The 24811-nt window shown below is 70.8% G+C and carries 25 protein-coding genes; 17 read left to right on the plus strand and 8 right to left on the minus strand.

From position 1 onward, the window contains the following. Positions 1-2: 2 nt before the first annotated feature. Positions 3-503: a cation:proton antiporter regulatory subunit gene (locus ACLQ23_RS12560; RefSeq protein WP_053651907.1), complete on the minus strand. Its 501-nt coding sequence runs from the start codon at positions 501-503 to the stop codon at positions 3-5. 184 nt (positions 504-687) lie between these two features. Between ACLQ23_RS12560 and clpB the strand changes: the two genes are divergently transcribed. The 14 genes from clpB (at position 688) to ACLQ23_RS12630 (ending at position 12912) form a co-directional block, all read left to right on the plus strand. Continuing rightward, positions 688-3279, plus strand: coding sequence for an ATP-dependent chaperone ClpB (gene clpB, locus ACLQ23_RS12565; RefSeq protein ID WP_355588467.1), 2592 nt, complete (start codon positions 688-690; stop codon positions 3277-3279). 177 nt (positions 3280-3456) lie between these two features. Continuing rightward, positions 3457-4083: a DUF4178 domain-containing protein gene (locus tag ACLQ23_RS12570; RefSeq protein WP_425880673.1), complete on the plus strand. Its 627-nt coding sequence runs from the start codon at positions 3457-3459 to the stop codon at positions 4081-4083. A gap of 1 nt (position 4084) precedes the next feature. Then, complete coding sequence (locus ACLQ23_RS12575) at positions 4085-4597, plus strand: DUF2617 family protein (RefSeq protein WP_425880674.1); 513 nt, start codon at positions 4085-4087, stop codon at positions 4595-4597. Then, entirely contained in the window at positions 4594-5019 is a 426-nt protein-coding gene (locus ACLQ23_RS12580; protein ID WP_425880675.1) for a DUF4247 domain-containing protein, read from the plus strand. The genes ACLQ23_RS12575 and ACLQ23_RS12580 overlap by 4 nt, the downstream gene beginning before the upstream one ends. A 36-nt stretch (positions 5020-5055) precedes the next feature. Continuing rightward, positions 5056-5478 carry a DUF350 domain-containing protein gene (locus tag ACLQ23_RS12585; protein WP_053651913.1) on the plus strand — a complete coding sequence of 141 codons (423 nt, stop codon included), beginning with the start codon at positions 5056-5058 and terminating at the stop codon, positions 5476-5478. A gap of 52 nt (positions 5479-5530) precedes the next feature. Further along, on the plus strand, positions 5531-7123 hold the full coding sequence (locus ACLQ23_RS12590) for a polyamine aminopropyltransferase (protein WP_355587754.1): 1593 nt from the start codon (positions 5531-5533) through the stop codon (positions 7121-7123). 84 nt (positions 7124-7207) lie between these two features. Then, complete coding sequence (locus ACLQ23_RS12595) at positions 7208-7588, plus strand: hypothetical protein (RefSeq protein WP_355587756.1); 381 nt, start codon at positions 7208-7210, stop codon at positions 7586-7588. Positions 7589-7657: 69 nt separating this feature from the next. Then, positions 7658-8539 (plus strand): hypothetical protein, encoded by an 882-nt coding sequence (locus ACLQ23_RS12600; RefSeq protein WP_355587758.1) that lies wholly within the window; start codon positions 7658-7660, stop codon positions 8537-8539. Positions 8540-8617: 78 nt separating this feature from the next. Continuing rightward, positions 8618-9232 (plus strand): DUF4178 domain-containing protein, encoded by a 615-nt coding sequence (locus ACLQ23_RS12605; protein WP_425734962.1) that lies wholly within the window; start codon positions 8618-8620, stop codon positions 9230-9232. 93 nt (positions 9233-9325) lie between these two features. After that, positions 9326-10222, plus strand: coding sequence for a hypothetical protein (locus tag ACLQ23_RS12610; protein ID WP_425880676.1), 897 nt, complete (start codon positions 9326-9328; stop codon positions 10220-10222). A gap of 72 nt (positions 10223-10294) precedes the next feature. Further along, a complete protein-coding gene (locus tag ACLQ23_RS12615) occupies positions 10295-10963 on the plus strand; it encodes a hypothetical protein (RefSeq protein ID WP_425880677.1) in 669 nt (222 codons plus the stop codon). Next, complete coding sequence (locus tag ACLQ23_RS12620; protein WP_425734959.1) at positions 10960-11769, plus strand: SDR family NAD(P)-dependent oxidoreductase; 810 nt, start codon at positions 10960-10962, stop codon at positions 11767-11769. Before ACLQ23_RS12615 ends, ACLQ23_RS12620 begins: the two co-directional genes overlap by 4 nt. A 168-nt stretch (positions 11770-11937) precedes the next feature. Next, positions 11938-12477, plus strand: a complete 540-nt coding sequence (pyrE, locus tag ACLQ23_RS12625; protein ID WP_053651927.1) for an orotate phosphoribosyltransferase — start codon at positions 11938-11940, stop codon at positions 12475-12477. A gap of 57 nt (positions 12478-12534) precedes the next feature. Further along, positions 12535-12912 carry an ArsR/SmtB family transcription factor gene (locus tag ACLQ23_RS12630; protein WP_007454255.1) on the plus strand — a complete coding sequence of 126 codons (378 nt, stop codon included), beginning with the start codon at positions 12535-12537 and terminating at the stop codon, positions 12910-12912. A gap of 167 nt (positions 12913-13079) precedes the next feature. Here ACLQ23_RS12630 and ACLQ23_RS12635 read toward each other — a convergent pair whose 3' ends face one another. The 4 genes from ACLQ23_RS12635 to ACLQ23_RS12650 form a co-directional block, all read right to left on the minus strand. Continuing rightward, positions 13080-13895 carry a DedA family protein gene (locus ACLQ23_RS12635; protein WP_355630638.1) on the minus strand — a complete coding sequence of 272 codons (816 nt, stop codon included), beginning with the start codon at positions 13893-13895 and terminating at the stop codon, positions 13080-13082. 142 nt (positions 13896-14037) lie between these two features. Continuing rightward, complete coding sequence (locus ACLQ23_RS12640; RefSeq protein WP_355630635.1) at positions 14038-15600, minus strand: LPXTG cell wall anchor domain-containing protein; 1563 nt, start codon at positions 15598-15600, stop codon at positions 14038-14040. A gap of 194 nt (positions 15601-15794) precedes the next feature. Then, positions 15795-17354, minus strand: coding sequence for an LPXTG cell wall anchor domain-containing protein (locus ACLQ23_RS12645; protein WP_355630632.1), 1560 nt, complete (start codon positions 17352-17354; stop codon positions 15795-15797). A 150-nt stretch (positions 17355-17504) separates the two neighbouring features. Continuing rightward, positions 17505-17717 carry a hypothetical protein gene (locus ACLQ23_RS12650; RefSeq protein ID WP_355630630.1) on the minus strand — a complete coding sequence of 71 codons (213 nt, stop codon included), beginning with the start codon at positions 17715-17717 and terminating at the stop codon, positions 17505-17507. Between the two features lie 125 nt (positions 17718-17842). Here ACLQ23_RS12650 and ACLQ23_RS12655 point away from each other — a divergent pair, with 125 nt between their 5' ends. After that, positions 17843-18226 (plus strand): phage holin family protein, encoded by a 384-nt coding sequence (locus ACLQ23_RS12655; RefSeq protein ID WP_425734954.1) that lies wholly within the window; start codon positions 17843-17845, stop codon positions 18224-18226. Between the two features lie 135 nt (positions 18227-18361). Next, complete coding sequence (gene fbaA / locus ACLQ23_RS12660; protein ID WP_425734953.1) at positions 18362-19387, plus strand: class II fructose-bisphosphate aldolase; 1026 nt, start codon at positions 18362-18364, stop codon at positions 19385-19387. Positions 19388-19437: 50 nt separating this feature from the next. Here the strand turns inward: fbaA and ACLQ23_RS12665 are convergent, their stop codons facing one another. Beyond that, complete coding sequence (locus ACLQ23_RS12665) at positions 19438-20640, minus strand: LOG family protein (RefSeq protein ID WP_425734952.1); 1203 nt, start codon at positions 20638-20640, stop codon at positions 19438-19440. 247 nt (positions 20641-20887) lie between these two features. On the opposite strand from ACLQ23_RS12665, the gene ACLQ23_RS12670 reads away from it, so the two are divergent. Beyond that, positions 20888-21316: a DUF3151 domain-containing protein gene (locus tag ACLQ23_RS12670; protein ID WP_425734951.1), complete on the plus strand. Its 429-nt coding sequence runs from the start codon at positions 20888-20890 to the stop codon at positions 21314-21316. Positions 21317-21358: 42 nt separating this feature from the next. Here ACLQ23_RS12670 and ACLQ23_RS12675 read toward each other — a convergent pair whose 3' ends face one another. Both ACLQ23_RS12675 and ACLQ23_RS12680 read right to left on the minus strand, forming a co-directional pair. Next, a complete protein-coding gene (locus tag ACLQ23_RS12675; protein WP_425734950.1) occupies positions 21359-23539 on the minus strand; it encodes a chromosome partitioning protein in 2181 nt (726 codons plus the stop codon). Positions 23540-23610: 71 nt separating this feature from the next. Next, a complete protein-coding gene (locus ACLQ23_RS12680; protein ID WP_425734949.1) occupies positions 23611-24714 on the minus strand; it encodes a hypothetical protein in 1104 nt (367 codons plus the stop codon). Positions 24715-24811 lie beyond the last annotated feature (97 nt).

The following is a 24811-nucleotide window of genomic DNA, read 5'->3' on the forward strand; positions in this document are numbered from 1 at the left end:
CCTCAGCCGTCCGGGTCACTGTCGGCGAGGATGGCGGACACGCCGTCGAGCCCCTTGCGGGTCCCGACAACGACCACCACGTCGCCGGCTGCGAAGCGGAAGGTGGGAAGCGGTGAGACGTTGACTTCGCCGTCGCGCAGCACCGCCACTATGGAGGCGCTGGTGCGGGTGCGTGCCTTCGTGTCACCGAGCATCCGGTTGACGTACCGCGAGCCGGCCGGGATGGCGATCTGCTCGGTGAGCAGACCGGCGGCCTGCTCGCGCAGCCCGGACAGTTGGCCGAGCATCAGCGACGCGCCGAGGATGTCGGCCAACGCCTCCGCCTCGTCGTCGGTGAGCGGGATGTCTGACTGGCAGGAATCGGGGTCGTCCGGGTCGTAGAGGACAAGATCGCGGCGGCCGTTCCGGTGGGAAACGACTCCCAGGCGGCGTCCAGACTCCGTCACCAGATCATGACGTACGCCGATGCCCGGCAGGGCGGTTTGCTCGACACGTACTCGCACCGGGCAAGGCTACAGCTTCCGGGGCGGGCGGCAGATCCGGAGATGAGTGGCCCTCGGCAATCGACGGCCCTGACTGGCGGTGGCGTCCCCGCGAGTGATGGGTGTCACAGCGGTAAGGTTGAGTGGAATACGCTCAACTCTGGTTGTGTCCAAACCAATGGACAACGCCGATCCGGGGGAGCCCATGAACGCCGAACGCCTCACCACCAAGAGCCGCGAGACCATCACCGGCGCCGTCGCACTCGCGAACCAGCGCGGCCACGCCACCGTCGAGCCCTGGCACCTGCTGCTGTCGCTGCTCGACACCGACGGTTCGACAGCCACCGGCCTGCTGCGCGCCGTCGGGGCCGACCCCGCCGAGTTGCGTCGGGCGGCCCAGCGCGCTGTGGACGGCCTGCCGGCCGCCCGCGGCTCCAGCATCGCCGAGCCCACACTGGCCCGGGAGTTCGTGAACGCCATCGGTGCCGCCGAGCAGATCGCCCGCCCGCTGGGTGACGAGTACACCTCCACCGAGCACCTGCTCGCCGGCCTCGCCCGGGTCGGCGGCGCGGTGGCCAGCGCGCTGAAGTCGGCGGGCGTCACCGAGGAGACCCTTGTCGCCGCGTTCCCGACCGTTCGGGGCGGCGACCGGCGGGTCACCACCGCCGACCCCGAGCAGACCTACCAGGCCCTCGCCAAGTACGGCGTCGACCTGACCGCCAGCGCACGGGACGGCAAGATCGACCCGGTCATCGGCCGCGACTCGGAGATCCGCCGGGTCATCCAGGTGCTCTCCCGGCGTACCAAGAACAACCCGGTGCTGATCGGTGAGCCCGGTGTCGGCAAGACCGCGATCGTCGAGGGCCTGGCCCAGCGGATCGTGGCCGGCGACGTCCCCGAGTCGCTGCGCGACAAGAAGTTGGTATCGCTGGATCTCGGCGCAATGGTCGCCGGCGCCCAGTACCGCGGCCAGTTCGAGGAGCGGCTCAAGTCCGTCCTGGAGGAGATCAAGAACTCCAACGGGCAGGTCATCACGTTCCTCGACGAGCTGCACACGGTCGTCGGCGCCGGCAAGGGCGAGGGCTCGATGGACGCCGGCAACATGCTCAAGCCCATGCTGGCCCGCGGCGAGTTGCGGATGGTCGGTGCGACAACGCTTGACGAGTACCGCGAGCACATCGAGAAGGACCCGGCGTTGGAGCGCCGCTTCCAGCCGGTGCTGGTCGGCGAGCCGACGATCGAGGACACCATCGGCATCCTGCGTGGCCTCAAGGAGCGCTACGAGGTGCACCACGGCGTCCGGATCACCGATGCCGCGCTGGTCGCCGCCGCGTCGCTGTCCGACAGGTACATCACCGACCGGTTCCTGCCGGACAAAGCGATCGACCTTGTCGACGAGTCGGCGTCCCGGCTCCGCATGGAGATCGACTCCCGGCCGGTCGAGGTGGACGAGATCGAGCGGGCGGTCCGCCGGCTGGAGATCGAGGAGATGGCACTGGCCAAGGAGCCGGACGCCGCTTCCGCCGAGCGGCTGGCGCGGCTGCGTCAGGAGTTGGCCGACAAGCGTGAGCAGCTCACAGTGCTCTCCGAGCGCTGGCAGACCGAGAAGAGTCACATCACCAAGCTCTCCACCGCCAAGGAGGAGCTGGAGCGCCTGGGCGGCGAAGCCGAGCGGGCCGAGCGGGACGGCGAGTTGGAGCGTGCCGCCGAGCTGCGCTACGGCCGGATCCCCGCCCTCAAGGTCGAGCTGAAGCAGGCCGAGGAGGAACTCGCCCAGCTCCAGGCCGACGGGGCGATGCTCAAGGAGGAGGTCGGCGCGGACGACATCGCGGCCGTGGTCGCCTCCTGGACCGGCATCCCCGCAGGCCGGCTGCTGGAAGGTGAGACAGCCAAGTTGCTCCGGATGGAGGAGTCGCTGGGCAGCCGGGTGGTCGGCCAGGCCGAGGCGGTCGGAGCGGTCTCCGACGCGGTACGCCGGGCACGCGCGGGCGTCGCCGACCCCGACCGCCCCACCGGCAGCTTCCTCTTCCTCGGGCCGACCGGCGTCGGTAAGACCGAGCTGGCCAAGGCGCTCGCCGAGTTCCTCTTCGACGACGAGCGGGCCATGGTCCGCATCGACATGAGCGAGTACGGCGAGAAGCACTCCGTCGCCCGCCTGGTCGGTGCCCCGCCCGGCTACGTCGGCTACGAGGAGGGCGGGCAGCTCACCGAGGCGGTACGTCGCCGGCCGTACTCGGTGATCCTGCTGGACGAGGTGGAGAAGGCCCACCCGGACGTCTTCGACGTGCTGCTCCAGGTGCTCGACGACGGTCGGCTCACCGACGGTCAGGGCCGCACGGTGGACTTCCGCAACGCGATCCTGATCCTCACCTCCAACCTCGGGTCGTCGGTGATCAGCGACCTGATGCTTGCCGAGGAGCAGCGCCGCGAGGGCGTTCTCGCGGTGGTCCGCTCGCACTTCAAGCCGGAGTTCCTCAACCGTCTCGACGACATCGTGGTCTTCGCCGCGCTGCGCGGTGAGGATCTGCGTTCCATCGTGGACATCCAGCTCGAACGGATGCGGAACCGTCTCGCCGACCGCCGGTTGGGGCTGGACATCACCGAGCCCGCGCGTCAGTGGCTCGCCGAGCACGGCTACGACCCGATCTACGGCGCTCGCCCGCTGCGCCGGCTGGTCCAGACCGCGATCGGAGACCAGCTCGCCAAGGCCCTGCTCTCCGGCACCATCCGCGACGGCGACACGGTCAAGGTCGACCTCGCCGACAGCAAGGAAGGGCTGGCCGTAAGCGCCGGCTGAGCCGTCCCACCAAGAGCCGACCCCGCCCCGCCGGCGGGGCGGCTCTTGCTGTCCCCTGAATCAGGGACACCCCGCCGGAACGTTCGGTAGTCGGGCGATTACCGCGCTGCGCTTGAGTTTCCCCAGGTGCGCGGGGTTGTTACCGTCTGCGCCGACGCACTTGGGGAGGTGGTCGGCGTGAACGGTTCCGTGGCGTACGTGGTGACGACGCTCGGGTGTCTGGTCGGAGTCGCCGGGATCGTGGTGGCGTTGGTGGCCCTGCGCAAGAGTCGCAAGCAGGCCCGGCCGGCGGCACCCGTGGACCCGTTCCGCGACACCGACAGCGACGCGCTGCGCGGCGACCCGCGCAGGCTCAAGCCCGGCGACATCGTCGAGATCCGCCGCGTGTCGTACGCGGTCCGCGGTTCGGTGCACTTCGCCGAGGGCAGCTGGAGCTGGGCCGAGCACCTGCTGGACACCGTCGACGGTGACAAGCGGTGGCTCTCCGTTGAGGAGGACCCGGACCTGGAGCTGGTGCTCTGGACGGCCGAACCGGCCGCGACGATCACCCCGGGTGCGCACACCCTCGACTTCGCCGGCCGGCGCTACACCGCCGAGGAGTCCGGCCAGGCCCGGTACACGGCCGTCGGCAGCACCGGCCTCGACCCGAACGGCACCGTCCGCTACCACGACTACCGGACCTCGAGCGGCGAGCGGCTCTCCTTCGAGGCGTACGGGCAGGCCGGCTGGGAGGTTGCCCGGGGCGAGCAGCTGCACCGCTCCGACGTGATGGTGTACCCGCAGGCCGGACCGGGAGCGGTCTGACGTGCTGGTCAGCCTCGACACCCCGTACGTGGACACCTGCGCGGCGGACCTGAGCCTGGCACTCGGCGGCCCGGAGCGTCCCGCGCTGCACGTCCGCGACCTCACACTGCCCGGCGACGTGCGGCTGCGCCTGCGTCTGCTCGGCGCGTCCCACCAGGTAGTGCTCACCGACTCCGCAGGTGGGGACGGGCTCACCGAGACGGTGGCGTGCCTGCCCGGTCGCCCACCGCACCTGCCCGGCACCCTGCACGACGAGGCGGGCGGCTACCGGTTCAGCGCCACGGTGCTGCGTCCCGCCGCCGGTGAGCTGCACGCCCGTATCACAGCGCTCCGCGCCGACCTCGCCGTCGACCCGTACGCCCTGGTCGGGGTCTTTCCCGGGGACCCGGACGCGGTCACCGCGCTTGCCGTACGCACCGACCCACCGGACGGGTCGGTCGGCTGGCGTACCTGGCACGCGTACCCCCAGACCAACGAACTGGTCCTGACCGAGACGGTGGTGGCACTGCGATGACGTACCGACGCTGGATCGTGGTGGGCATGGCGGTCGCCGTGGTCGGCGTGCTGGTCGCCGGCTTCGCGATCGTCAACGGCACCTTCTCGCCCCGCGGCTACGTGAAGGACAAGTACACGAGGGCGGCCAGTCGGGACATCGGCAGGGAAGCGATCGCATACACCTCGTCGAAGTCGCCGGACCGGGTCGCCAAGGAACTGACCGACAAGTGGCGGCCGAGCGACCGCTACACCGACAGCAGCGGCGTGTACCTGCGCTACGACGACGACTCGGTGGTGATCCTGCCGCTCGCCACCGGCTCGGTGATCCTGCTCGAAGACATGAAAACCGCCAACCCCCGCTACCACTCGACCGTCGGGTCGTACTGGGGCTGGGGACGCGGCAGCAGCGTCCGGGGCGGCGGCCCCGGCAGCGGCAAGTAAGCCTGACGACCGACCCCCTCACCCTGGAGCTCTCCTATGCAGAATCTCGTCACCGACCTGCTGGTCACCCTCGCCTTCGGGGTGGTCGGCGTCGTCCTGATGGGCGTCGGCTACGGGCTGGTGGATCTGGCCACCCCCGGCAAGCTTCACGAACTGATCTGGGCCGAGCGCAACCGCAACGCGGCGCTGCTGCTCACCTCGAACCTGCTGGGCGTCGGCATCATCGTGGTCGCGGCGATCGTGGCGAGCGACAACGACTTCACCCTCGGCCTGATCGGCGCGGCGGCGTACGGGATCGTCGGCCTGGTCATCATGGCCGCCGCGTTCCTGCTGCTCGACGCCGTGACCCCGGGCCGGTTGGGTGAGCTGCTCGTCGACCCGGAGCCGCACCCCGCCGTGTGGGTGTCGGCCGCGGTGCACCTGGCCACCGGCGCGATCATCGCCGCCGCCATCATCTGATGAGCGTGGCAACACAACCGGGCGGTGCCCGCCGGACGTACCCAGGGAAGGCGTGAGCACCGAGGCGCCGGCGGCCGTCGACGGCGGTTCCGGGGCGCGGCCCCGCTGGCGGTTGGCCCGAGCGTCGGTGCTGCTCGCGGTCTTCGTCTGTGCCGCCTGCGGGCTGGTCTACGAGCTGGCCCTGGTCGCCCTCGGCAGCTACCTGATCGGCGACACCGTCGGGCAGGCGTCGATAGTGCTCGGCGTGATGGTCTTCGCGATGGGGGTCGGGGCGCTGGCGGCCAAGCCGTTGCAGTCCCGGGCCGCCCCCGCGTTCGCGGTGATCGAGTTGACCCTCGCCCTGCTCGGTGGCCTGTCCGTGCTCGGCCTCTACGCCGCGTTCGCCTGGCTCGACCTGTACGGCCCCGCGCTCGTCGGCACCGCCTTCGTGCTGGGCCTGCTGATCGGCGCGGAGATCCCGCTGCTCATGGTGATGTTGCAGCGCATCCGCGAGCAGGCCGCCGGCAGCGCGGTGGCCGACCTGTTCGCGGCCGACTACGTGGGCGCGCTGCTCGGCGGGCTCGCCTTCCCGTTCCTGCTGATCCCGGTCTTCGGCCAGCTCAAGGGTGCCCTGCTGGTCGGCGCGGTGAACGCGGTGGCCGGTGTCGCCCTGGTCTGCACGGTGTTCCGGGCGGAGCTGAGCCGGCGGGCGCGGCTCGTGATCGGCGCCGGCTCCGTCGCGGTCGCGCTCTGCCTGGGGTACGCGTGGGTGACGGCCGCCGACTTCGAGGTGACCAGCCGGCAGCAGCTCTACCGGGATCCGGTGGTGCACGCCGAGCGCTCCCGCTACCAGGAGATCGTGCTCACCCGGTCGGTGCGCGAGGTCGGCCACGCCCAAACCGACCTGCGTCTGTTCCTCAACGGCGACCTCCAGTTCAGTTCGATCGACGAGTACCGCTACCACGAGGCGCTCGTGCATCCGGCGCTCAACGGTTCGCGCGGTGAGGTGCTGGTCCTCGGTGCCGGTGACGGCCTCGCGGTCCGCGAGATCCTGCGCTACCCGGACGTGCGCCGGGTGACAGTTGTCGACCTCGACCCGGCGGTGGTGGCGTTGGCCCGCACCGAGCCGCAGTTGCGGGCGCTCAACGGCGGCGCGCTCGACGACCCCCGGGTGCGGGTGTTGAACACCGACGCCTTCGGCTGGCTGCGTACCGCCGCCGATCGTTTCGACGTGGTGATCGCCGACCTGCCCGACCCGGACGAGACGGCGACAGCCAAGCTCTACACAGTCGAGTTCTACACGCTGATCCGGTCGGTGCTCGCCGACCAGGGGCGGCTGGTGGTGCAGTCCGGCTCGCCGTACTTCGCTCCCCGGTCGTACTGGTCGATCGAGGCGTCGCTGCGGGAGGCCGGCTTCGCCACGGTGCCCTACCACGTGGACGTTCCGTCCTTCGGCGACTGGGGGTTCCTGCTCGCCGCGCCGGGCACCGTCCCGCCGGCCCTGGAACTGCCCGCCGACGCGCCCCGGCTACGTTTCCTCGACCCGGGGGTGCTGCGGTCGGCGGCAACCTTCCCCGCCGATCGTCCCCGCCTGGACGTGCCCGCCTCCACGTTGCTGCACCCCAGGGTCCTCGACTACGCCCGCGCGGAGTGGCGCGGCTACTGACCTCCGCGTGGGGCAGTGTCCGCTGATGACGCAAACCTCTTGATCAACAGGGTGGAGTGGGGTCGGGCGGGGAAAGGATGGGGCATGTTCGGGATGCGCAAGGCTTGGCAGCGGGACCTCGACGCGGCCATCGACGAGTTGATGAAGGCTGACACGCTCGCCTTCGGCGGCACCGGCTTCGCCGGCACGCTGCTGCCGGTGACCAAGGCGTACCTCCGGGTCGAGGCCGCCCACGGCGAGCACCCCGACGAGGTACGCCAGCAGATCGACCGGCTGCTGGCCAAGGGGTCGCCTGCCGGCCGGGCGTACGGCGCCACGCTGTTGGAGCGGATCGACCCGGCGGCGGCCCGATCGGCCTGGACGTCGCTGCGGGACGACCCCACCGAGTTCACCACGTTCGTCGGCTGTGTCATGGGGCGCTCCACCGTCGGCGACTACGCCACCCAGCGACTCACCGCAGCATGATCCATTCGCCGATCGAGCCTGCCCGATCGGTGCTGCCCATTCCCGGCCTTCCGCCGTACGTTGCCAGCCATGAGTTCGCCAGCCTCCGCGCCGCGTCCGCCCCGCCCCGGCACCGTCACCATCGCGTTCTGGCTGCAACTCGCCGTCGCGCTGATCCTGCTCGGCCTCGCCGCGTTGGCAGTCGCCCAGGCAGTGCACTTCGATGGCCAGATCACCCGTGCCGCACGGCTGGTGCCCGACGCCGACCCGGCCGAGGTGGCCAGCGAGCGCCAGGGCAACGTCCTGATGGCCCTGGTCGTCGGCGTACCGGCCGTGCTGCTGGCGGGGTGGCTCGCCGCCACCGCCGGGCCGCTCCGCCGGGGTTCGAACATCGCGCGGATCCTCGTCTTCGCCGCCAGCGGCGCTCAGCTGCTGGTCTGCTTCGGCCAGTGCTGCTCCGGGTTCCTCGTGTCCATGCTGGTCGCCCCGGAAATCGAGGCCCCGTCGTCGGCGGACTTCGACGACGAGTGGGAGACGTCGAAATTCCTCGACACGCTCTACTCCGGCACCGACCCGTTGGACGAGCTGCTCTTCCCGATGACGGGCCTGAGCGTGCTCGCCGTCTTCGCCCTCATCGGTGCCGTCGTCCTGCTGCTGGCGCTGCCGCCGGCCGCCGGGTGGTTCGTGCCGCGACCCGCGCCCGCCGACGCGGCACCGCCCTCCGGTTACGCAGTCGCCCCGTTCATTCCGGCCGGCTACGCGTACCCGCCGCTGCCGATCGTGGCGCAGGCGCCCGGCATGCCCGGTTTCCTTCCACCGGGCCAGTACGTCCCGGCCGGATACCTGATCTGCCCGGACCCGGCCGCGCACCTGACCCCGACGCCACCCGGGACGCCGGATGAACCACCCACCACGCCGTCCACAGTGCGGCCCGCCACTCCCGGCGACACCGCGGATGCCGAAGGTAGCTGAGCTTTCGGTCACGACGCGACTCGTTTGGGTGCCGACGGTTGTTACCGTCTGCGCCGACGTACCTGGGGAGGTGGTCGCGTGGACGGGGCGCTTGCGTACCTGGTAGCGGTGGTGGCCGTACTCGTCGTGGTCGTGCTGGTGGTCGTCGTGCGGGCCGCGACCCGGCCCGGCGGCGCGTCGCCGGACGGTCGGCCGGCGCGCGGCGGGGCCACGGACGCACCGCGTGGCGGCCGGCACCGGCTGGCCGTGGGCGACCGCGTGCGGATCGGCGAGCGGGAGTACGTCGTTAACGGCACCATCCGCCTCGTCGAGGGGGACTGGAGTTGGGTGCAGTACCTCCTCGACGACAACTCGGGCCCCGCGCGGCGGCTCTCCGTGGAGGGTGCCGGCGGCCCCGACCTGGAACTGGTGCTCTGGACCGCCGAGCCCGGCGCCACAGTCACCCCCGGCGCCCCGACCATCGACCTCGGCGGGCGGCGGTACACCTGGTCCGAGACCGGGCAGGCGCGCTACACCGCCGTCGGGGAGACCGGCCTGCCGTCGGCCGGGACGATGCGCTACCACGACTACCAGTCCGGCTCGAACTCCAGGCTCTCCTTCGAGGCGTACGGCGAAGAGGGCTGGCGGGTCGCCCGGGGAGACCTGCTCGACCCCGCTGACCTGGCGATCCGAACGGCAGGCGGGGAGCGCTGAGGCGTATCCCACGGGCGCGGCGTGACCCACCCGGCATGCCATGGTGGCTGGTTGTCGATACGGTGTGGGCGCGATCTTAAGGGAAGGAGAATCGTGGTCGATTCCCAGAGCACGCCGGCCCGCCAGCGGCCGTCCGTCGTGACGATTTCCAGTTATCTGCTTTTCCTGTTCCTGGCGTGCCAGGTGATCAGTCTTATCCTCAGCCTCTCCACTCTCGGCAAGTCGCGCGACGTGCTCCGCGACGCGTACGCGGGCAGTTCCGCCGAGGGCGCGGACCAGGTGGCGGACGTCTTCTTCGCCTTCGGCCTCGGCAGCAGCATCCTCGTGCTCCTGCTCGCGATTGTGCTGGGCGTCCTGGCCATCTTCAACAACCAGGGCCGCAACGCCGCACGGATCACCACCTGGATCGTCGGTGGCATCATGGTCTGCTGCGTCGGTGGCACGCTGCTCACCGGCGTGGCCGGCAACTTCACCACCACCGGCGACACCAGCGGTGACATGCCGAGCGGCGAGGAGATCCAGCGACGCCTGGACGAGGCGCTGCCGTCCTGGATCACGCCGGTAAGCGTCCTGCTCGGCGTCGTCAGCCTGCTCGCACTGCTCGCGGCGCTGATCCTGCTGGCCCTGCCCAAGGCCAACGAGTTCTTCCGCAAGCCCGCCGCGGGCTGGGAGCCGCCGACTCCGGGGGCCAGCTACCCGGGCTACCCGCAGGCCCCGGGTCAGCCGGGCTACCCGCAGGCCCCGGGTCAGCCGGGCTACCCGCAGGCTCCGGACCAGCCTGGCTATCCGCAGGGGTCCGGTCAGCCGGGCTACCCGCAGGCTCCGGGCCAGCCGGGTCATCAGTCGAGTGGGGAGCCGGGCTACCCGTCGACTCCGGGCCAGGCGCCCGGGTCGGATCAGCCGGGCACCCCGCCGTCGGGACCGTCCGGCACGGACCGTCCGGACGACACCCCGCCGGCCGACCGCCCCGGGACGCCCCCGACGAGTTGACCGACCGATAAGCACGACGCCGACGATCCCTCCGAGTAGGTTGCAACCCGACGCCTACCGGAGGGATTCGTCGTGTCGTACCCCGAATCGGTACCGGCCCGCCGGCCCGCCGTGGTCCTGCTGGCCGCGACAGTGCTGCTGGTGATGGCGGTCGTCGCGCTCGCGTACGCCGTTGTCGGCCTGGGGACGGTGGGCGGAACTGTCGACGCGTTCCGTCAGGCGGCCCGGGACACGTCGGCCACCACGCAACAGATCGACGACGTGGTGACCCTGCTGCGCGTGTCGATGGTGCTGTCGGCGGTGGTCGCGGCGCTGTCCGCCCTGGTGCTCGTGGGCCTGGCCCTCTGGCTGCTCACCGGTCGGCCCGGCGCCCGGGTGGCCACCTGGGTGGTCTGCGGTCTCGGGCTGCTCGCCGGCTGTTGCAGCGTGGCGGTCCTCGTCGGTGAGCGCTCGGCTCCGCTGCGGCTGGGCGCCGACGAGCGCGCCACAGCCGAGTTGCTGGGTCTGATCGGCGACGCGTACCCGTCCTGGTGGATCCCGCTGAACGCAGGGCTTTCGGCCGGGCAGGGGCTCGGTTACCTTGTCGTGGCAACGCTGTTGGTCCTGCCGGCGGCGAGCGCCTGGTTCGGTCGACACCGCCGCTCGGCGCCGTCCGTGCATCAGGGCTCCCCGCCCGCCCCGTACCAGCCCCCGGCGGCGCCGTCCGCGCCCCCGTTCCGCCCAGGTGAGGACCGCCAGTGACGCCCGATCCCACGACCGTTGAGCGACGTGCCCTGGTCACCGGGGCCACCGCTGGCATCGGCGCGGCCTTCGCTCGACGCCTGGCAGCCGACGGTTGGCACCTCGTGCTTGTCGCCCGCGACGCGGGTCGACTGACCGAGTTGGCCGCGGAGTTGGGGTCCCCGCACGGCCGCGCGGTGGAGACGCTCTCGGCGGACCTGTCCACCGACGACGGCTGCGCCATCGTCGAGCAGCGGCTGACCACCGGAAGCCCCGTGCACCTGCTTGTCAACAACGCGGGCATCAGCCTGAACAAGCCGTTCCTGCGCTCCACTGCGGAGGACGAGGCCCGTCTGCTGCGGCTCAACGTGCACGCGGTCATGCGGTTGACGCTGGCGGCGCTGGGCCCGATGACCAAAAGGCGGGACGGGGCAGTGATAAATGTCTCTTCCGTGGCGGGCTTCGGTGCAGTGATGCCCGGCTCCACATACTCGGCCAGCAAGGCGTGGGTGACAAACTTCAGCGAGTCCGTCGGCCAGTCGACGCGCCCGTTCGACGTCCGGGTGATGGCCCTCTGCCCCGGCTACACCCGCACCGAATTTCATGAACGAGCCGGCATCGACATGTCGAAAACGCCTGAGTGGATGTGGCTGCGCGCCGAGGATGTTGTCGACGAAGCCCTGCGTGACCTGCGAAAAGGCAAGTTGGTAAGCGTTCCGGCGTGGAAATACAAGGTGGCCGTCGCCGGCCTGCGCCACGCGCCGCGTCGGCTCCTGGAGGCCGTCGCCCGAGACACCCGGGGCCGGATCGGTCGCGACGAGCGCTGACCCACCGGGACCCGGCCGCGCCGTCCGTCCCATCGGCGGACGTCGGCACGCCGACCGCGGGCCAGTTGCTGAGCGTAGTCGAACATCGCCAGTCATCGGTTCCTCAGGGGCCTGATCAGGGTGGACCCCGAACACGGCGCTCAGACTTGCGCAGTAACCTCTATCGCCATGGGGGACCACGACGACCTGCGTAAATTCATTTCCGACCTGGCCGTTGTCCACGGCCGGGTCGTGCTCTCCTCTGGGCGCGAGGCAGACTGGTACGTCGATCTGCGTCGTGTCACGCTCCATCACCAGGCCGCTCCGTTGGTCGGCCGGGTGATGCTCGACCTCACCGCTGACTGGGAGTACGAGGCAGTCGGTGGGCTCACCCTGGGCGCGGACCCTGTCGCGCTCTCGATGCTGCACGCCGCCGCTCCGACCGGCCGCGCCCTGGACGCCTTCGTGGTGCGCAAGGCGGGCAAGGCGCACGGTCTACAGCGGCGGATCGAGGGGCCGGAGGTGGCCGGCCGTCGGGTGTTGGCGGTGGAGGACACGTCCACAACGGGCGGAAGTGTGTTGACCGCTGTCGAGGCGCTTCGCGAGGCCGGAGCCGAGGTCGTGGGCGTGGCGGTTATTGTTGATCGAGGCGCCGGCGACGCGGTGCGAGCCGCCGGATTGCCGTACAAGGCGGCCTATACGTTGGCTGACCTCGGCCTTGTGGCGTAAAAGTTTGCCGATTCGGATCTGCTGATATGCAGGCGGATCGATGCTGCTGGTGGAAGGATGGAATACGTGGGAACTGCGTTGGCCGAAATGACTATGCCTCAGATCTCGCCGCTTGCCGGTGAGCCGATCGAACGTGCCGATGCCGAGCGTCTCGCAGGGGTCCTCAAGGCCCTTGCCGATCCCGCCCGGTTGCGGCTGCTCAGCCTGATCCAGTCGGCCCCCGAGGGCGAGGCGTGCGTCTGTGACCTGACGGCGCCGCTCGGCCTCTCTCAGCCGACGGTCAGTCACCACCTGCGTATCCTCACCGAGGCCGGCTTGCTGGAGCGGGAGAAGCGCGGTGTCTGGGCGTACTACCGGCTGGTCCCGAGTGCGATCGCGACGATCGCCGACCTGCTGACTCCGCCGCGTAAGCGGGCCACCAAGAAGGCCCGCTGAATTAGGCACTGCGCATCGTCCCGCGCCGGGACGATGTCCGGTGGCGAGCCAGGGGTGGCGCCACCGGTGTGATACCTGCTCGTCCCCGGTCGCGCACCGCCGGAGGCGGGGCATGACATGTCGACGGCCGGCCCTCACCAGGGGCCGGCCGTCGCCGTACCTCCGATTCAGCGCTCCTGGCCGTGCTCCCGTCCGGTGCGCGGGTGCTCGTGGGGGTCGAACGTCTCGTGCATCGCTTCCACGGCCCCGGCAGCGCTTGCCGCCGCGACCACCGCTACCGCTTCGCCGCGCTTGCGGGCCCGCCGGTCACGGAGGAACTCGAAGAAGATCGGCAGCACCGAGATCACGATGATCAGGGCGACCACGGGCAGGATGTAGTGGTCGATCTTGTCGCCGATGGCCTTGTAGATCCGATCGGCCAGCAGGTAGCCGATCAACAGGATGCCGTCCACCCAGAGCACCGCGCCGACCACGTTCCACAGCAGGAACTGCCGAGCCGGCATGCCGAGCGCACCGGCGACCGGGTTGAGGAAGGTCCGCACGATCGGGATGAAGCGTGCCAGCACCACGGCCTTCGACGGGCCGAACTTCTTGAAGTAGTGCTCGGCCTTCTCGACGTACTCCCTCTTGAACAGCCGGGAGTTGGGCCGCTCGAACATCCGGCGGCCGTACCGCGCACCCAGCCAGTGACCCAGCTGCGCGCCGACGATCGCGCAGATTGGCCCGCCGATCAGCAGACCGGCCAGGGCGAGCCGCGTGCCGCCACCGAAGATGGCGTCCGCCACCGGCGAGGCGGCCACCCCGGCGAGGAACAGCAACGAGTCGCCGGGAAAGAAGAAGCCCACAAGCAACCCGGTCTCGGCGAAGAGGATCACCCAGACACCGACAAGCCCGAAGGTCTGCAGCAGATCCTTCGGGTCGAGCGGGTTCAGGGCGACGCTCTCCGTGAGAGCGCGGGTCTTTTCGGCTGTGTCCACGGCCACAAAGGGTACCGAAGTCCGCGTCTTTCATTGCGCCGGACCGAGTCCTCGTGACCCGCAAGCGGAATCTTTTCGGCGGTGCCGAAACGGCCGGTGCCCCGCCGACCGGAAGCAGTCGGCGGGGCACCGGGTGGTGCGGGATGGATCAGGCGACGAAGCGGGTCCGGCGGCGCTTCGCCACCAGGTAGCCACCGACGCCCACGGCGAGCAGCAGGGCACCGAGGCCCGCGATCAGGCCGGTGGACTGACCGGTGACCGGCAGCCCGCCATCGTCACCCTCGCCGCCGCCCTGACCGCTGGCCGCGTTCACCAGGATCTTGGCGCTGTCGTTTGCCGGCTTCAGGTCCTCGTAGAAGCCGCCCTCGCACTCGCACGGCACATTGACCTTCACCGTGCCCGTGGCGTTGGCGATGACCTTGTCGATCCGGAACGTGAACTCGCCGGTCAGCTCCTCGCCGGCTGGCGCGAACGGGCCCGGGTAGCACCGGTACGCGGCGGCACCCGGGGTGCCAGCCTTGTCCCACGCGGCCTTGTCGCCGGTACGCGGCGCACACTCCATCGGCACCTCAACGGCGGTGGTGCCGGTCGGGACCGTCACGTCGACGTACGTCACGTCGGAGTCGCTGCGGATGTAGTCAAGCGTTGCCGGCCCGTTGTTGCGGAACCCGAGGGGGGTGCTCAGCACCGCGCCCTTCTTGCCGGTGAGCGTGGCACCGATGGCCTCCAGGTCGGCCCCGTTCTTGCCGGTGACATCTACCGTCAGCCCACTGAAGTTGTTGCTGGGGTCGGTGTCGGTCTGCACGGCACGGGCCGCACGGGCGGCGGAGACCGTCTTCAGCGACAGCGTCTTACCGGTGCCGCGACGGGCCTTCTCGGCACCGACCTCTTCGCGGATACCGAGGAGATCCTCCAGGTCGGCCGGGGTCATGAACCGGATGTAGCTGTACTCGCGGCCCGGCGCGTAGGTGTCGGTGGCCAACTCGTAGTTGAGGGTCGCCGTCGCACGCCCGGCGACCGGGATCTTCTCGTCGAACACACAGGCGAAGAGGAAGTCCTCGACGTAGAGGCAGTTGTCGAACCGCTCCTTGGTCCGGATGCCGTAGTCGGTGTCGAACAGTGCCACGACACCATCGACCTCGGTCGTGCCGGCGTTGATCACCGTCAAGGGAGCCTGGAACTTGCCCCCGGGTGCCGCCGTCACAGTGGTATCCGGGCCGCCCTGCAGGTCGACGCCCTCGCCGACCCGGATCCGGGAGGCGTAGCTGGCGATTTCCTTGCCTGCGGTCTTGACGCTGATCTTCAGCTCGCCGGCGTCACCGGTTGCCGCCTTGTCGGTCGGCGCGATGACGACCTCGCTGAAGAAGCCGCCGTACAACTCGTCGACGCTGACCGGGAAGGACTCATTGCAGAGCAGTACGCCTTCGCCGTCGGCGGCGCAGTCGTTGCCGAGCCCGCCAGCCAGCGTGATCTTGCCGGTGAGGCTGCGGTAGTCGTAGCGAACCGAGACCTTGTTGAGCACCGTGGACTCGCTGCTGTACAGCGCCGGTGACCGAACGACGCCAGGCGAATCGGCAGCGACGGTGACGTCCTCGAAGTAGAGGTCGAACTCGGTCGCAGGAGCGGCGACGGCCGGGCTGGCGGAGGCGGCGACGAACGCGCCTACTACGCCCAGGCCGGCGAGCCAACGCCGGGTGGAGTGGGTGGGCATGAAGGGGATTCCTCCAACAGGGGGGTCGATACGGTGGGTGGATCTTAAGAAGTGATTAAGTTCGCCGCTGTCCTGATCGCTGCCCAGCCGCCAAGACCAACCGAACGGTTGATCAGCGTCATCGCAACGTTCGGTCTGTTCACGACGTGGCCCCACCGTCCTTGCGACGGTGGGGCCACGTGAGGCGGGATGGATCAGGCGACGAAACGGGTGCTGCGGCGTCGGGCGAGCAGGTAGCCGCCCGCGCCGGCGACGAGCAGCAGGCCGCCGAGGCCGGCCAGCAGGCCGACAGGAGAGCCGGTGATGGGCAGCGCGCCCCCGTCATCCTCACCGCCACCGCCACCCGCGCCGCCGCCCGGGCCCGCGTTGACCACGATCGGGGCCTTGTCGTTCGCCGGCTTGGTGTCGCCGGTGAAGATGCCGCCGCTCGGGCACTCGCAGGGCGCGTTCACCTGCACCGCACCGCGGGCGTTGGCGATGACCTTGTCAATGCGCAGCCGGAACTCCATCGTGTACGTCTTGCCGGCCACCAGCAGCATCTCCGAGGGGCACACGTACGTCCGGGTGCCCCGCTGCAGTTCGCAGGTAGCGGGGACTTCGACGGCGCTGGTGCCGGGCGGCAGCTCGACGGCCATGTGGGTGGGGGCCTCGAAGTCCCCGTTCACCGCGTCGAGCGTGGCCGGCCCGTTGTTCCGGAAGCCGACGGTTGCCGTGACGATGTCGCCGGCTCTGCCCTTGAGCGTGGCGCCGATCGCCGCGAGGTCGATGCCGTTCTTTCCGGTGGTCTTGATGATCCACCCGGTGTAGTCGTAGCCCGGGCCGACGTCGGTCTGGTCGGCCTGCCGCATTCTGCTGGGCGCCTCGGCCAGTGTCAGCTTCGGGCCGCCGCCGCTCGTGGCCGCCCGTGCGCCAGCGGCTTCCCGGACGCGGGTCAGGTCCTCGAAGTCGGCGGTGGTCATGAACTGGGCATAGCCGGATTGGTTGGACGGGGCGTAGGTGTCCTTCGCCAGCTCGAAGTCGAGCGTGGTGGCAAGGCCCTCGCCGACGGGGATCTCCTCGTCGAACTGGCAGGACAGTAGGTGGTCGCCGGAGTAGAGGCAGTTGCTGAACCGGTCCTTGGTGCGGATCGAGTAGGCGAGATCGAAGACCGCCGCGAACCCCTTGACGACAGTGTCGCCGACGTTGGCCACGGCCAGCGGCACCGTGAACTTGCCCCCTGGCTTGGAGGAGTGCTCGGTGAACGGCCCGCCGGCCAGGTCGACGCCTTCCCCGACGCGGACGCGCGAGGTGTAGCTGCCCTGCCGACCGCCGGCGGCCTGGAAGCTGACAGCCACGTCGCCGGAGTCGCCGACCTTCGCATCGTCGGTGGTGGTGATGCGCACGCGCTTGGCCACGCCGCGGTAGAGCCCACTGCCAATGGGCGGCAGCTCGTACAGGGAGACATCCTGCGCCTCCGCGCAGACGAGAACGCCCGCCTCCGGGGTCGTGCACTTCTGGCCGTCGGCCGGCAAAATGGTGATCTTGCCAGCGAGCGAGCGGTAGTCGTACCGCACAGAGACGTCGGTGAGGACCGTCGGCTCGTCGGCGTACAGGAACAGGTTGCGGGTGGTCTCCGTCGCGCCGACGGCCACTGTGGCGTCCTGGAAGTAGGGCTCGATCGCGGCCGCCGCGCCGACGGCCGGGGTGGCGGCCGCGGCGACCAACGCGCCCGCGGCGCCGACAGCGGCCAGCCAGCGGGTCGATTGCTTGAGCATTGGGGGTCCTCCCGTGGGGGATACAGGTGGCGCCCGTCCAACCTAGTTAGACGACCGGCCCCCACGGTGGCCCTGCGTGATCGTTCTTCGTCTATCGAACCGAACGGTTGAGCACCTCTGCCGCAACGGGCAACCGGCTGGCGGGCGAAATCAGCGGTAGTCGTCCTCGTCGCCGATGACCACCCGGGCCTGCTCCATGGCGTCCCAGTCGCCGACCTCCATGCCGCGGTGCGGCTCGGCGTCGACGTCGGTGGGGCCGACCACTGCCGCCTGCTCGACGGCGTCGGCCGGCTCGGCCTCAATGTCGCGTTCGTCGGCTGCGAGGTGGTCGCCGGGGACGAAGTCCTCGTCGGGCTGACCCATGCTGGTCCCTCCCAGGTTCTCGGGGCACGGTTCCCACCACCGTACGGGCTGCGCCGGCACCGCGCGCGGAAGCCGAGTCGGCGGAATCAACCCGTCGAGGTGCGCCCCGATGCCAGGATGGGGCCGTGGGCTTCCTCATCCGGCTGGTGATCACCGCTGTCGCGCTGTGGGTGACGACGCTCATCGTGCCCGGGGTCGACGTGCATGGCCGCTCGGGAAGCAACACGGCGCTGACACTGATCGTGGTGGCGCTCATCTTCGGTGTGATCAACGCGGTGCTCAAGCCGGTGATCAAGGTCGTCGGCTGCGTGTTCTACCTGCTGACCCTGGGCCTGTTCGCGCTTGTGGTCAACGCCCTGCTCTTCCTGCTCACCGACCGGATCGCCCGAGGGCTCGACCTGCCGTTCCACGTGGACGGTTTCTGGGCGGCGTTCTGGGGAGCGATCGTGATGACAGTGGTGACCTGGCTGATCAGCGTCGTCGTTCCGGACAGTCTTGGTGAGCGGTGAACGGCTGGAACCGGGTCGATTGGCCCTGCGCACCCCGCCTACGGGATACTTCCGGGTGGAGGACAGCGCGGTCCGGCGCACACGTGAACAACAGCGGCCAGCACGGCCGAGAGTGGTAAGTAAGGAGCACATCACATGCCCATCGCTTCCCCCGAGGCTTACGCGGACATGCTGGACCGCGCCAAGGCTGGCCGGTACGCGTACCCCGCGATCAACGTGACCTCCTCCCAGACGCTGAACGCGGCGCTCAAGGGCTTCGCCGACGCGGAGAGCGACGGCATCATCCAGGTCTCCACCGGTGGCGCCGAATACCTCTCCGGCCCCTCGATCAAGGACATGGTCACCGGCGCGGTGGCGTTCGCCGCGTACGCGCACGAGGTGGCGAAGAAGTACCCGGTGAACATCGCGCTGCACACCGACCACTGCCCGAAGGACAAGCTGGACGGGTTCGTCCGGCCGCTGATGGGCATCTCGCAGGAGCGGGTGAAGCGCGGCGAGGAGCCGCTGTTCCAGTCGCACATGTGGGACGGCTCGGCAGTGCCGGTCGCCGAGAACCTGCAGATCGCCTCCCAGCTCCTCGACGAGGCCGCCAAGGGCAAGATCGTCCTTGAGATCGAGGTCGGCGTCGTCGGTGGCGAGGAGGACGGCGTCGAGAACGCCATCAACGACAAGCTCTACACCACTGTCGAGGACGGTCTGGCCATGGTCGAGGCGCTCGGCCTCGGCGAGAAGGGCCGCTACATGGCGGCGCTGACCTTCGGCAACGTGCACGGCGTCTACAAGCCGGGCAACGTCAAGCTCCGCCCGGAGATCCTCAACCAGATCCAGGAGGCGGTCGGCGCCAAGTACGGCAAGGACAAGCCGCTCAGCCTGGTCTTCCACGGCGGCTCCGGCTCCCTGCTGAGCGAGATCCGTGAGGCGCTCGACTACGGCGTGGTGAAGATGAACATCGACACCGACACCCAGTACGCCTTCACCCGGCCCGTCGCGGACCACATGCTCCGCAACTACGACGGCGTACTGAAGATCGACGGCGAGGTCGGCAACAAGAAGCAGTACGACCCGCGTACCTGGGGCAAGGCCGCCGAGGCCGGCCTGGCGGCCCGTGTCGTCGAGGCGTGCGAGCACCTGCGCTCCACCGGCACCACGATGGCCAAGTAACGACGTACCGACCGATGGCCGGCTCTCCCTCGGGGAGCCGGCCGTCGCCGTCAGGTGGTCAGCAGCCGTACGGCCTCACGTACGTCGTCGGTGAGGTGGATCGTCGACGACAGGTCGCCGAACGGGGACGCGGCCAGCAGCGGACGCAACAACGCCTCCACGGGCAGCTCGCGGGTCCAGTAGTCGCGGTCCAGGAAGACGTAGGCGCCACTGGCCCCGTCGGTGCCGTAGTAGGTCTTGGTGGCCGCCTGGAACACCTCCTGCACAGTGCCGGCCCGCCCCGGGGCGAAGACGATGCCCCCTCGGGCGAGCCGCAGGATGGTGTCCTCCCGGATCGCGTTGGAGAAGTACTTGGCGATCCGTCCGGCGAACAGGTTCGCCGGCTCGTGCCCGTACAACCAGGTGGGGATCGCCAGCCCGCCGGCCCGCGCCCAGCCGGCGTCGTCGGTGCCGTCGGCACGCTGCCGTGGCAGGCACGCGTACCGCTGCCGCACCGTCAACGCCACCGCCGTGTACCGCTGGTGGTCGGTGAAGTCCGGGGCGGTCGCCAGCAGGTCGATGGCCGCCGTCAGATCCGTCGCCGGCCGGTCCGCCAGGTAGGCGCCGAGGTTCGCCGCCTCCATCACGCCGGGACCGCCGCCGGTCACCACCAGCCGGTCGGCCCGGGCCAGCTCCCAACCCAGCACGGCCGCCATCCGGTACGCGGGACTGCCGCGCCGCACCGCGTGCCCGCCCATGATGCCGACCACCGACTGCGGCCCGTGCCCTGCCAGCCAGGCCCGGGTGGCGTCGGCGAGCGCGTTGTCGACGCCGTGGTCGTGCAGCCGCTGACCGAGCGCCTCCTTCACGTCCGGCAGCGCGCCGCCGTGTGCGCGGTAGTGCTCGTACACCCGGGTGTCGTACATCCCGGCGAAGCCGGCCTCGGCGAACCCGGCGGCCAGCTCCTCCGGCGTGTACAGGTGCGTCGGTTGGGTCGGATACGGCAACCCGGAGAACGGCGGGACCACGTTCGCGCCACGCCGGACCAGGTCGGCGCCGACGTCCCTTGAGGCGAACCGGCAACCCACGAAGAGGGCGCCGGTGACCTCGACGCCGGTCAGGTCGGGTGCCGGGGCGAGGTCGAGGCGCAGCCCCTGCACTGTGAACCCGCCGAGGCGGCCGGTGCTCAGTTGCCTGTCGAACTCGTCCCGGGTCTGGATCTCGTTGGCGTGCAGGTGCGGCTCGATGACGTCCGCTGGAGGTGGAGTCGGCACCGGGCCATCCTGCCCTCAGCCAGGTGCGGGCCAAACCTCGGGCGGGGTGGAATCGACAGGAGCCCGGTGGTGGTGGCCACCGGGCTCCTGCGTAACCGGTTCCTGGGGAGGCTCCGGACTAATAGTTGTAGCGGAAAATATCCGTCTTCGGCATGGGCCTCAGGCGTGACCAACTCCTCAGCCGTTCAGCGGAACACGTGGGCCGACCCGCTCGCGTGTCGCCCTGTCCAGCGGGTTGAATGGGGCGATGCAGAACCTTTTGCCAGAGCCACCGGCCACCCTCCTACCTGCGGACGGCGAGGCCGACGCCGCCCTGGCCGGCGCCGAGGAGGCCGGCACCGACGAGGCGTTCGCCCAGGTGGCAGCCCGATTCCCGACCTACAGCGCGGCCTGGGCCGAGCTGGGTGCGCGGGCGTTCGCGACCGGCCAGGTGGTGACGGCGTACGCGTACGCCCGCACCGGCTACCACCGGGGCCTGGACCAACTGCGCCGCAGCGGCTGGAAGGGTCACGGCCCCGTGCCGTGGTCGCACGAGCCCAACCGGGGCTTCCTCCGTTGCCTGTACGTGCTGTCCCGGGCCGCCAACGAGATCGGCGAGGCCGACGAGGCGGCCCGCTGTGCCCAGTTCCTGCGCGACTGTGACCCGGCGGCAGCCGACGCGCTGGCAAGCCACTGACAGGTCCGGAGGCCGGCCCGACACCGGGCCGGCCTCCGGTGGCTACAGCCCTTCGGCGACCGCGGCGGCGATCTTCAGCCAGGCGTCCCGGGTGGCCGAGGACAACCCGCCGTACCGGATCGGCTCACCGCTGTCGATGAGCCGCTCGTACGGGGCGAGCAGCACCGCCCGGGTCCGCGCCGCGAAGTGCTCCTGGATGGCCGGCAGGTCGATCTCCTTGCGCGACGGCGGCATCGACACGACAGTCACCGCCTGCCGAACCAGCCGCTGCCGGCCGCTCTGCTCCAGGTGGTCGAGCATCCGGGCGGCGGTCTCGGCCGAGTCGTTACGGGCGGACATGGTGACCACGAGTTGGTCGGTGGCATCCATCGAGGCCTGCCAGTTCTGCGCCCGGACGTTGTTTCCGGTGTCCACGAAGATCAACTTGTAGAACCGGCTGACCACCTCGCGGATCTCGGCGAACGCCGCCGCCGTGAGCATCTCGCCACCGGTCGCCGACTCGTCCGACGCGAGCACGTCGAACATCCCCTCGCCCTGCGAACGGACGTACTGCGACAGGTCACCAACCCGCCCGTGCGCGCCCTGGAACTGCCCGAGATCGCGCAGCATGTCGCGCACCGTGCGGGAGTGGAAATCCTGCTGGGCCCGCATCCCGAGGGTGCCTTGGGTCTCGTTGTTGTCCCAGGCCAGCACGTACCCGCCGCGCTTCTGACCGAACGTCATGGCGAGCAGCAGGATGGCCACCGTCTTACCGGCGCCGCCCTTCGGGTTGACGACTGTCACCTGCCGCAACCCGCCGAAGTTGCGGCGCACCATCTCGATGTCCCGCTTGAGCTCCTGCTCGTGCCGCCCCGGCGAGAGCCGGACCAGACCGATCTTGTTGACCACCGCTCGTACACCCATTGTGGCCACCGGGTCGGCGGGCCGGACCTGCCGCCGCCTGGCGAAATCCTCGGCGGTCGGTGCCGCCGTGGTCTCCGGCGTCCAGGTGGCGTCCTGGTAGCCGGCGGCCGGGACCCGGGCCACCGGATCGGTCTCCTGGTACGCCTGCGGTGGCGGTGGAGCCGCGGCCGTGCCCTGCTGCCAGGGCGGCGGATACCAGCCCGGTGACGGCGGGAACGGGCCCGGAGGAGCAGCCGCAGCGCCCGCCTGCTGCGGGTCGGGTGGCGGCGGGACCGGTGCCGGGCCGACCTGGCCGGGAATCGGGTACGCCTGACCGGAGTAGGTCTGACCGGCGTACGTCTGCCCAGCTCCGGCGGCCGGACCACCGGCCTGTGGTGTCTGCGGGACGGGCGGGGCAGGAATCGGAGGTATCGCGGTGGTGGCCTCGTCGTGCGCCGACGGGGTCGAGTTGGCAGGCCGCTGCGGCGGGTACGCCCACGGCGACTCGGTGGCCGGCCGCGCCGTCCCGACGGCGGTGCCGTTCCCACCACCGCCGCTCCCGGATGCTGATCCGACTTGCGGTGCCGGCTCGCCGTCAGGTGCCGAACCGTTCGCTGCTGGTTCGCCTGTCGCGGGTGTTGTCGGCCCGGCGACGGCGGGTCCGGTCGTTGCTTCCGGTGCAACGGTGGGGGCCACCGGGGGACGGTCCAGGGAGAACGGCTGGTCCAGGTCGACGCCGCCCGGCGTGACCGGCGGGGCGGGAACGGAGGCCCTGCCGCCAGGCTGCGTCGCCCCGAACGTGGTGCCCGCCGCGTCGGTCGCACCCGGCGTGGCGGTGCCGGCTTCGGTCGGGTTGGCTGCCGTCCCGTTCGGCGGGCCGACATGTGTGGCCGCGGGTCCCACCGGCGTGTCGGCGGACGTCGGTGAACCCGACGACGGCGTCGACGACACCGGTGGCGTCGGCGGCTCCGCCGGTGGCCAACTCGGCTGCGCCGGCGCCCAGCCCGACCCCGCACCGGACGGACCGGCGGCTCCCCAGCCGGTCGGCGGCGGCACCGCACCACTCAGCGACGGGTAGTCCGACGGCGACGGCGGCGGCAGAGGTGTGGCCCCGGGCTGCCCCGGGACCGGTGGGCGGCCGATCGGTGGCGCGGCCACCGGCGGTGTGACAGCCGACGGCGGCGCGGTCGACGGCTCGCCTCGCTTCTCGGCGACCGCCGCCCACGGTGGCACCACATCCGTGCCCCGGCCGGCGGGATCCGGGGGCCAGAGTGGTTCGATGTCCCGCTCCGGCACCGGCTGCTGGCCGGGCACCTGATCCCGGTCGGCGTTCTCGTCCATTACGGTTCCTCCCCAGTCCTCCTGCGAGGATAGGCCCATCGACAGACGTCGGCCGCGTGGCGCAGCCGGGGTCAGCCCACCCAGACCGCCCAGGCGCCCGGCTCGATCCACCAGGAACGCTTGCGGGTCAACTCGCCCTCGACACCGTCGTCCAGGTAGGGAACCTTGCCCTCCCGGGGCACCACCGACACGGCCCGGCCGCGAGCGCGCCGCACCTCCAGGCGTACCCGCTTGCGACCGAACGTCGAGCGGACGACCACCGGGACGGCCACCGCGACCTCGACCTGACCGTCGGCCGGGTCCGGCGCGGGAAGCAACGTCACGTCGTCGAGCGACGCGTACCCGCCGGCGTTGCCGATCGCGCACGCCAGCAGCGGCTCCTCGCCATTGGTGAGGATGGCGTCGTCCACCTCCACCCGGGCCCGCCAATGCAGCGGACGGCCCTGGTCGTCGGCGGCGCCGAGCAGAGCGCCGTCCAGGGTCACCGAGCCGCCGTCGTTGCGCAGCAGGTCCAGCCGGCGGGGCGTGCCGTCCAGCACGGCGGCGGCCACGGCAGCCGGGTCGCGGGGCAACCCGAGCTGCGCGGCCAGGTCGCGGTGGGTGCCACCGCGCGCCGGGTCGAGCGGGAGTACGGCAACCGGCGGCAGGTCGGGCAGCGTCCGGTCGCCGGGCAGGTCCGCCGGGCGGCGGCTCGGCGGTGGCGCGTACCGGCGGACCATCCGGCGCAGCACGGCGCGCAACTGCGCGTCGCTCGCCGTGGCGACGACCAGCCGGGTCTTGCCGTCCGAATCGGGCCAGGTCAGGCCGTCCGGGCGGACCGGGCCGTCGAGTTGTGCCAGCACCGCGTCGATCTCGGCGTCCGAGCGGGCGGTGACGGTCTGCACCCGGGCGCCCCGGGCGGTCAGCGCGTCCGCGCAGGCGAGAACCGGCACCCGCGGCCGATCGGTGGAGCATCCGTCGGCGGTGCCCTGCCCGCCCGCGCCGTCACCGGCCCCAGCCGGCTGGTCGGTGCCGGCCCCGGTCGGTGTGCCGCCTTCGATCGGCGTGCCGGCCTCGGTTTCGGCTGGTGATTTTGTGTCGGTTTCGGTTGTGCCACCGCAGCAGGCTCCGCCGCTGCCGCAGCCCCCGGGAGCGTCCCGCTCCGAACCGAGGGTGAGCAGCACCACGTCGTACACGGAGGGCCTCCTGACTCTCGCCGCGACCCCTGCCGGCCGCGCCGTCACTACTTGTTAACCTGACACCCCGGGCTCGCCAACCGGTCGCCACCTGGCA

It is taken from the genome of Micromonospora sp. DT41, from assembly GCF_049841715.1.
GTDB lineage: Bacteria > Actinomycetota > Actinomycetes > Mycobacteriales > Micromonosporaceae > Micromonospora > Micromonospora profundi.

Bases quoted from the DNA above. Each gene is read 5' to 3' on its own strand.
- ACLQ23_RS12585 (WP_053651913.1), top strand. From the start codon at position 5,056: ATGCAGAATCTCGTCACCGACCTGCTGGTCACCCTCGCCTTCGGGGTG.
- fbaA (WP_425734953.1), top strand. From the start codon at position 18,362: ATGCCCATCGCTTCCCCCGAGGCTTACGCGGACATGCTGGACCGCGCC.
- clpB (WP_355588467.1), top strand. From the start codon at position 688: ATGAACGCCGAACGCCTCACCACCAAGAGCCGCGAGACCATCACCGGC.
- ACLQ23_RS12650 (WP_355630630.1), bottom strand. From the start codon at position 17,717: ATGGGTCAGCCCGACGAGGACTTCGTCCCCGGCGACCACCTCGCAGCC.
- ACLQ23_RS12640 (WP_355630635.1), bottom strand. From the start codon at position 15,600: ATGCCCACCCACTCCACCCGGCGTTGGCTCGCCGGCCTGGGCGTAGTA.
- ACLQ23_RS12630 (WP_007454255.1), top strand. From the start codon at position 12,535: ATGGAATACGTGGGAACTGCGTTGGCCGAAATGACTATGCCTCAGATC.
- ACLQ23_RS12595 (WP_355587756.1), top strand. From the start codon at position 7,208: ATGTTCGGGATGCGCAAGGCTTGGCAGCGGGACCTCGACGCGGCCATC.
- ACLQ23_RS12675 (WP_425734950.1), bottom strand. From the start codon at position 23,539: ATGGACGAGAACGCCGACCGGGATCAGGTGCCCGGCCAGCAGCCGGTG.
- ACLQ23_RS12580 (WP_425880675.1), top strand. From the start codon at position 4,594: ATGACGTACCGACGCTGGATCGTGGTGGGCATGGCGGTCGCCGTGGTC.
- ACLQ23_RS12670 (WP_425734951.1), top strand. From the start codon at position 20,888: ATGCAGAACCTTTTGCCAGAGCCACCGGCCACCCTCCTACCTGCGGAC.
- pyrE (WP_053651927.1), top strand. From the start codon at position 11,938: ATGGGGGACCACGACGACCTGCGTAAATTCATTTCCGACCTGGCCGTT.
- ACLQ23_RS12600 (WP_355587758.1), top strand. From the start codon at position 7,658: ATGAGTTCGCCAGCCTCCGCGCCGCGTCCGCCCCGCCCCGGCACCGTC.
- ACLQ23_RS12645 (WP_355630632.1), bottom strand. From the start codon at position 17,354: ATGCTCAAGCAATCGACCCGCTGGCTGGCCGCTGTCGGCGCCGCGGGC.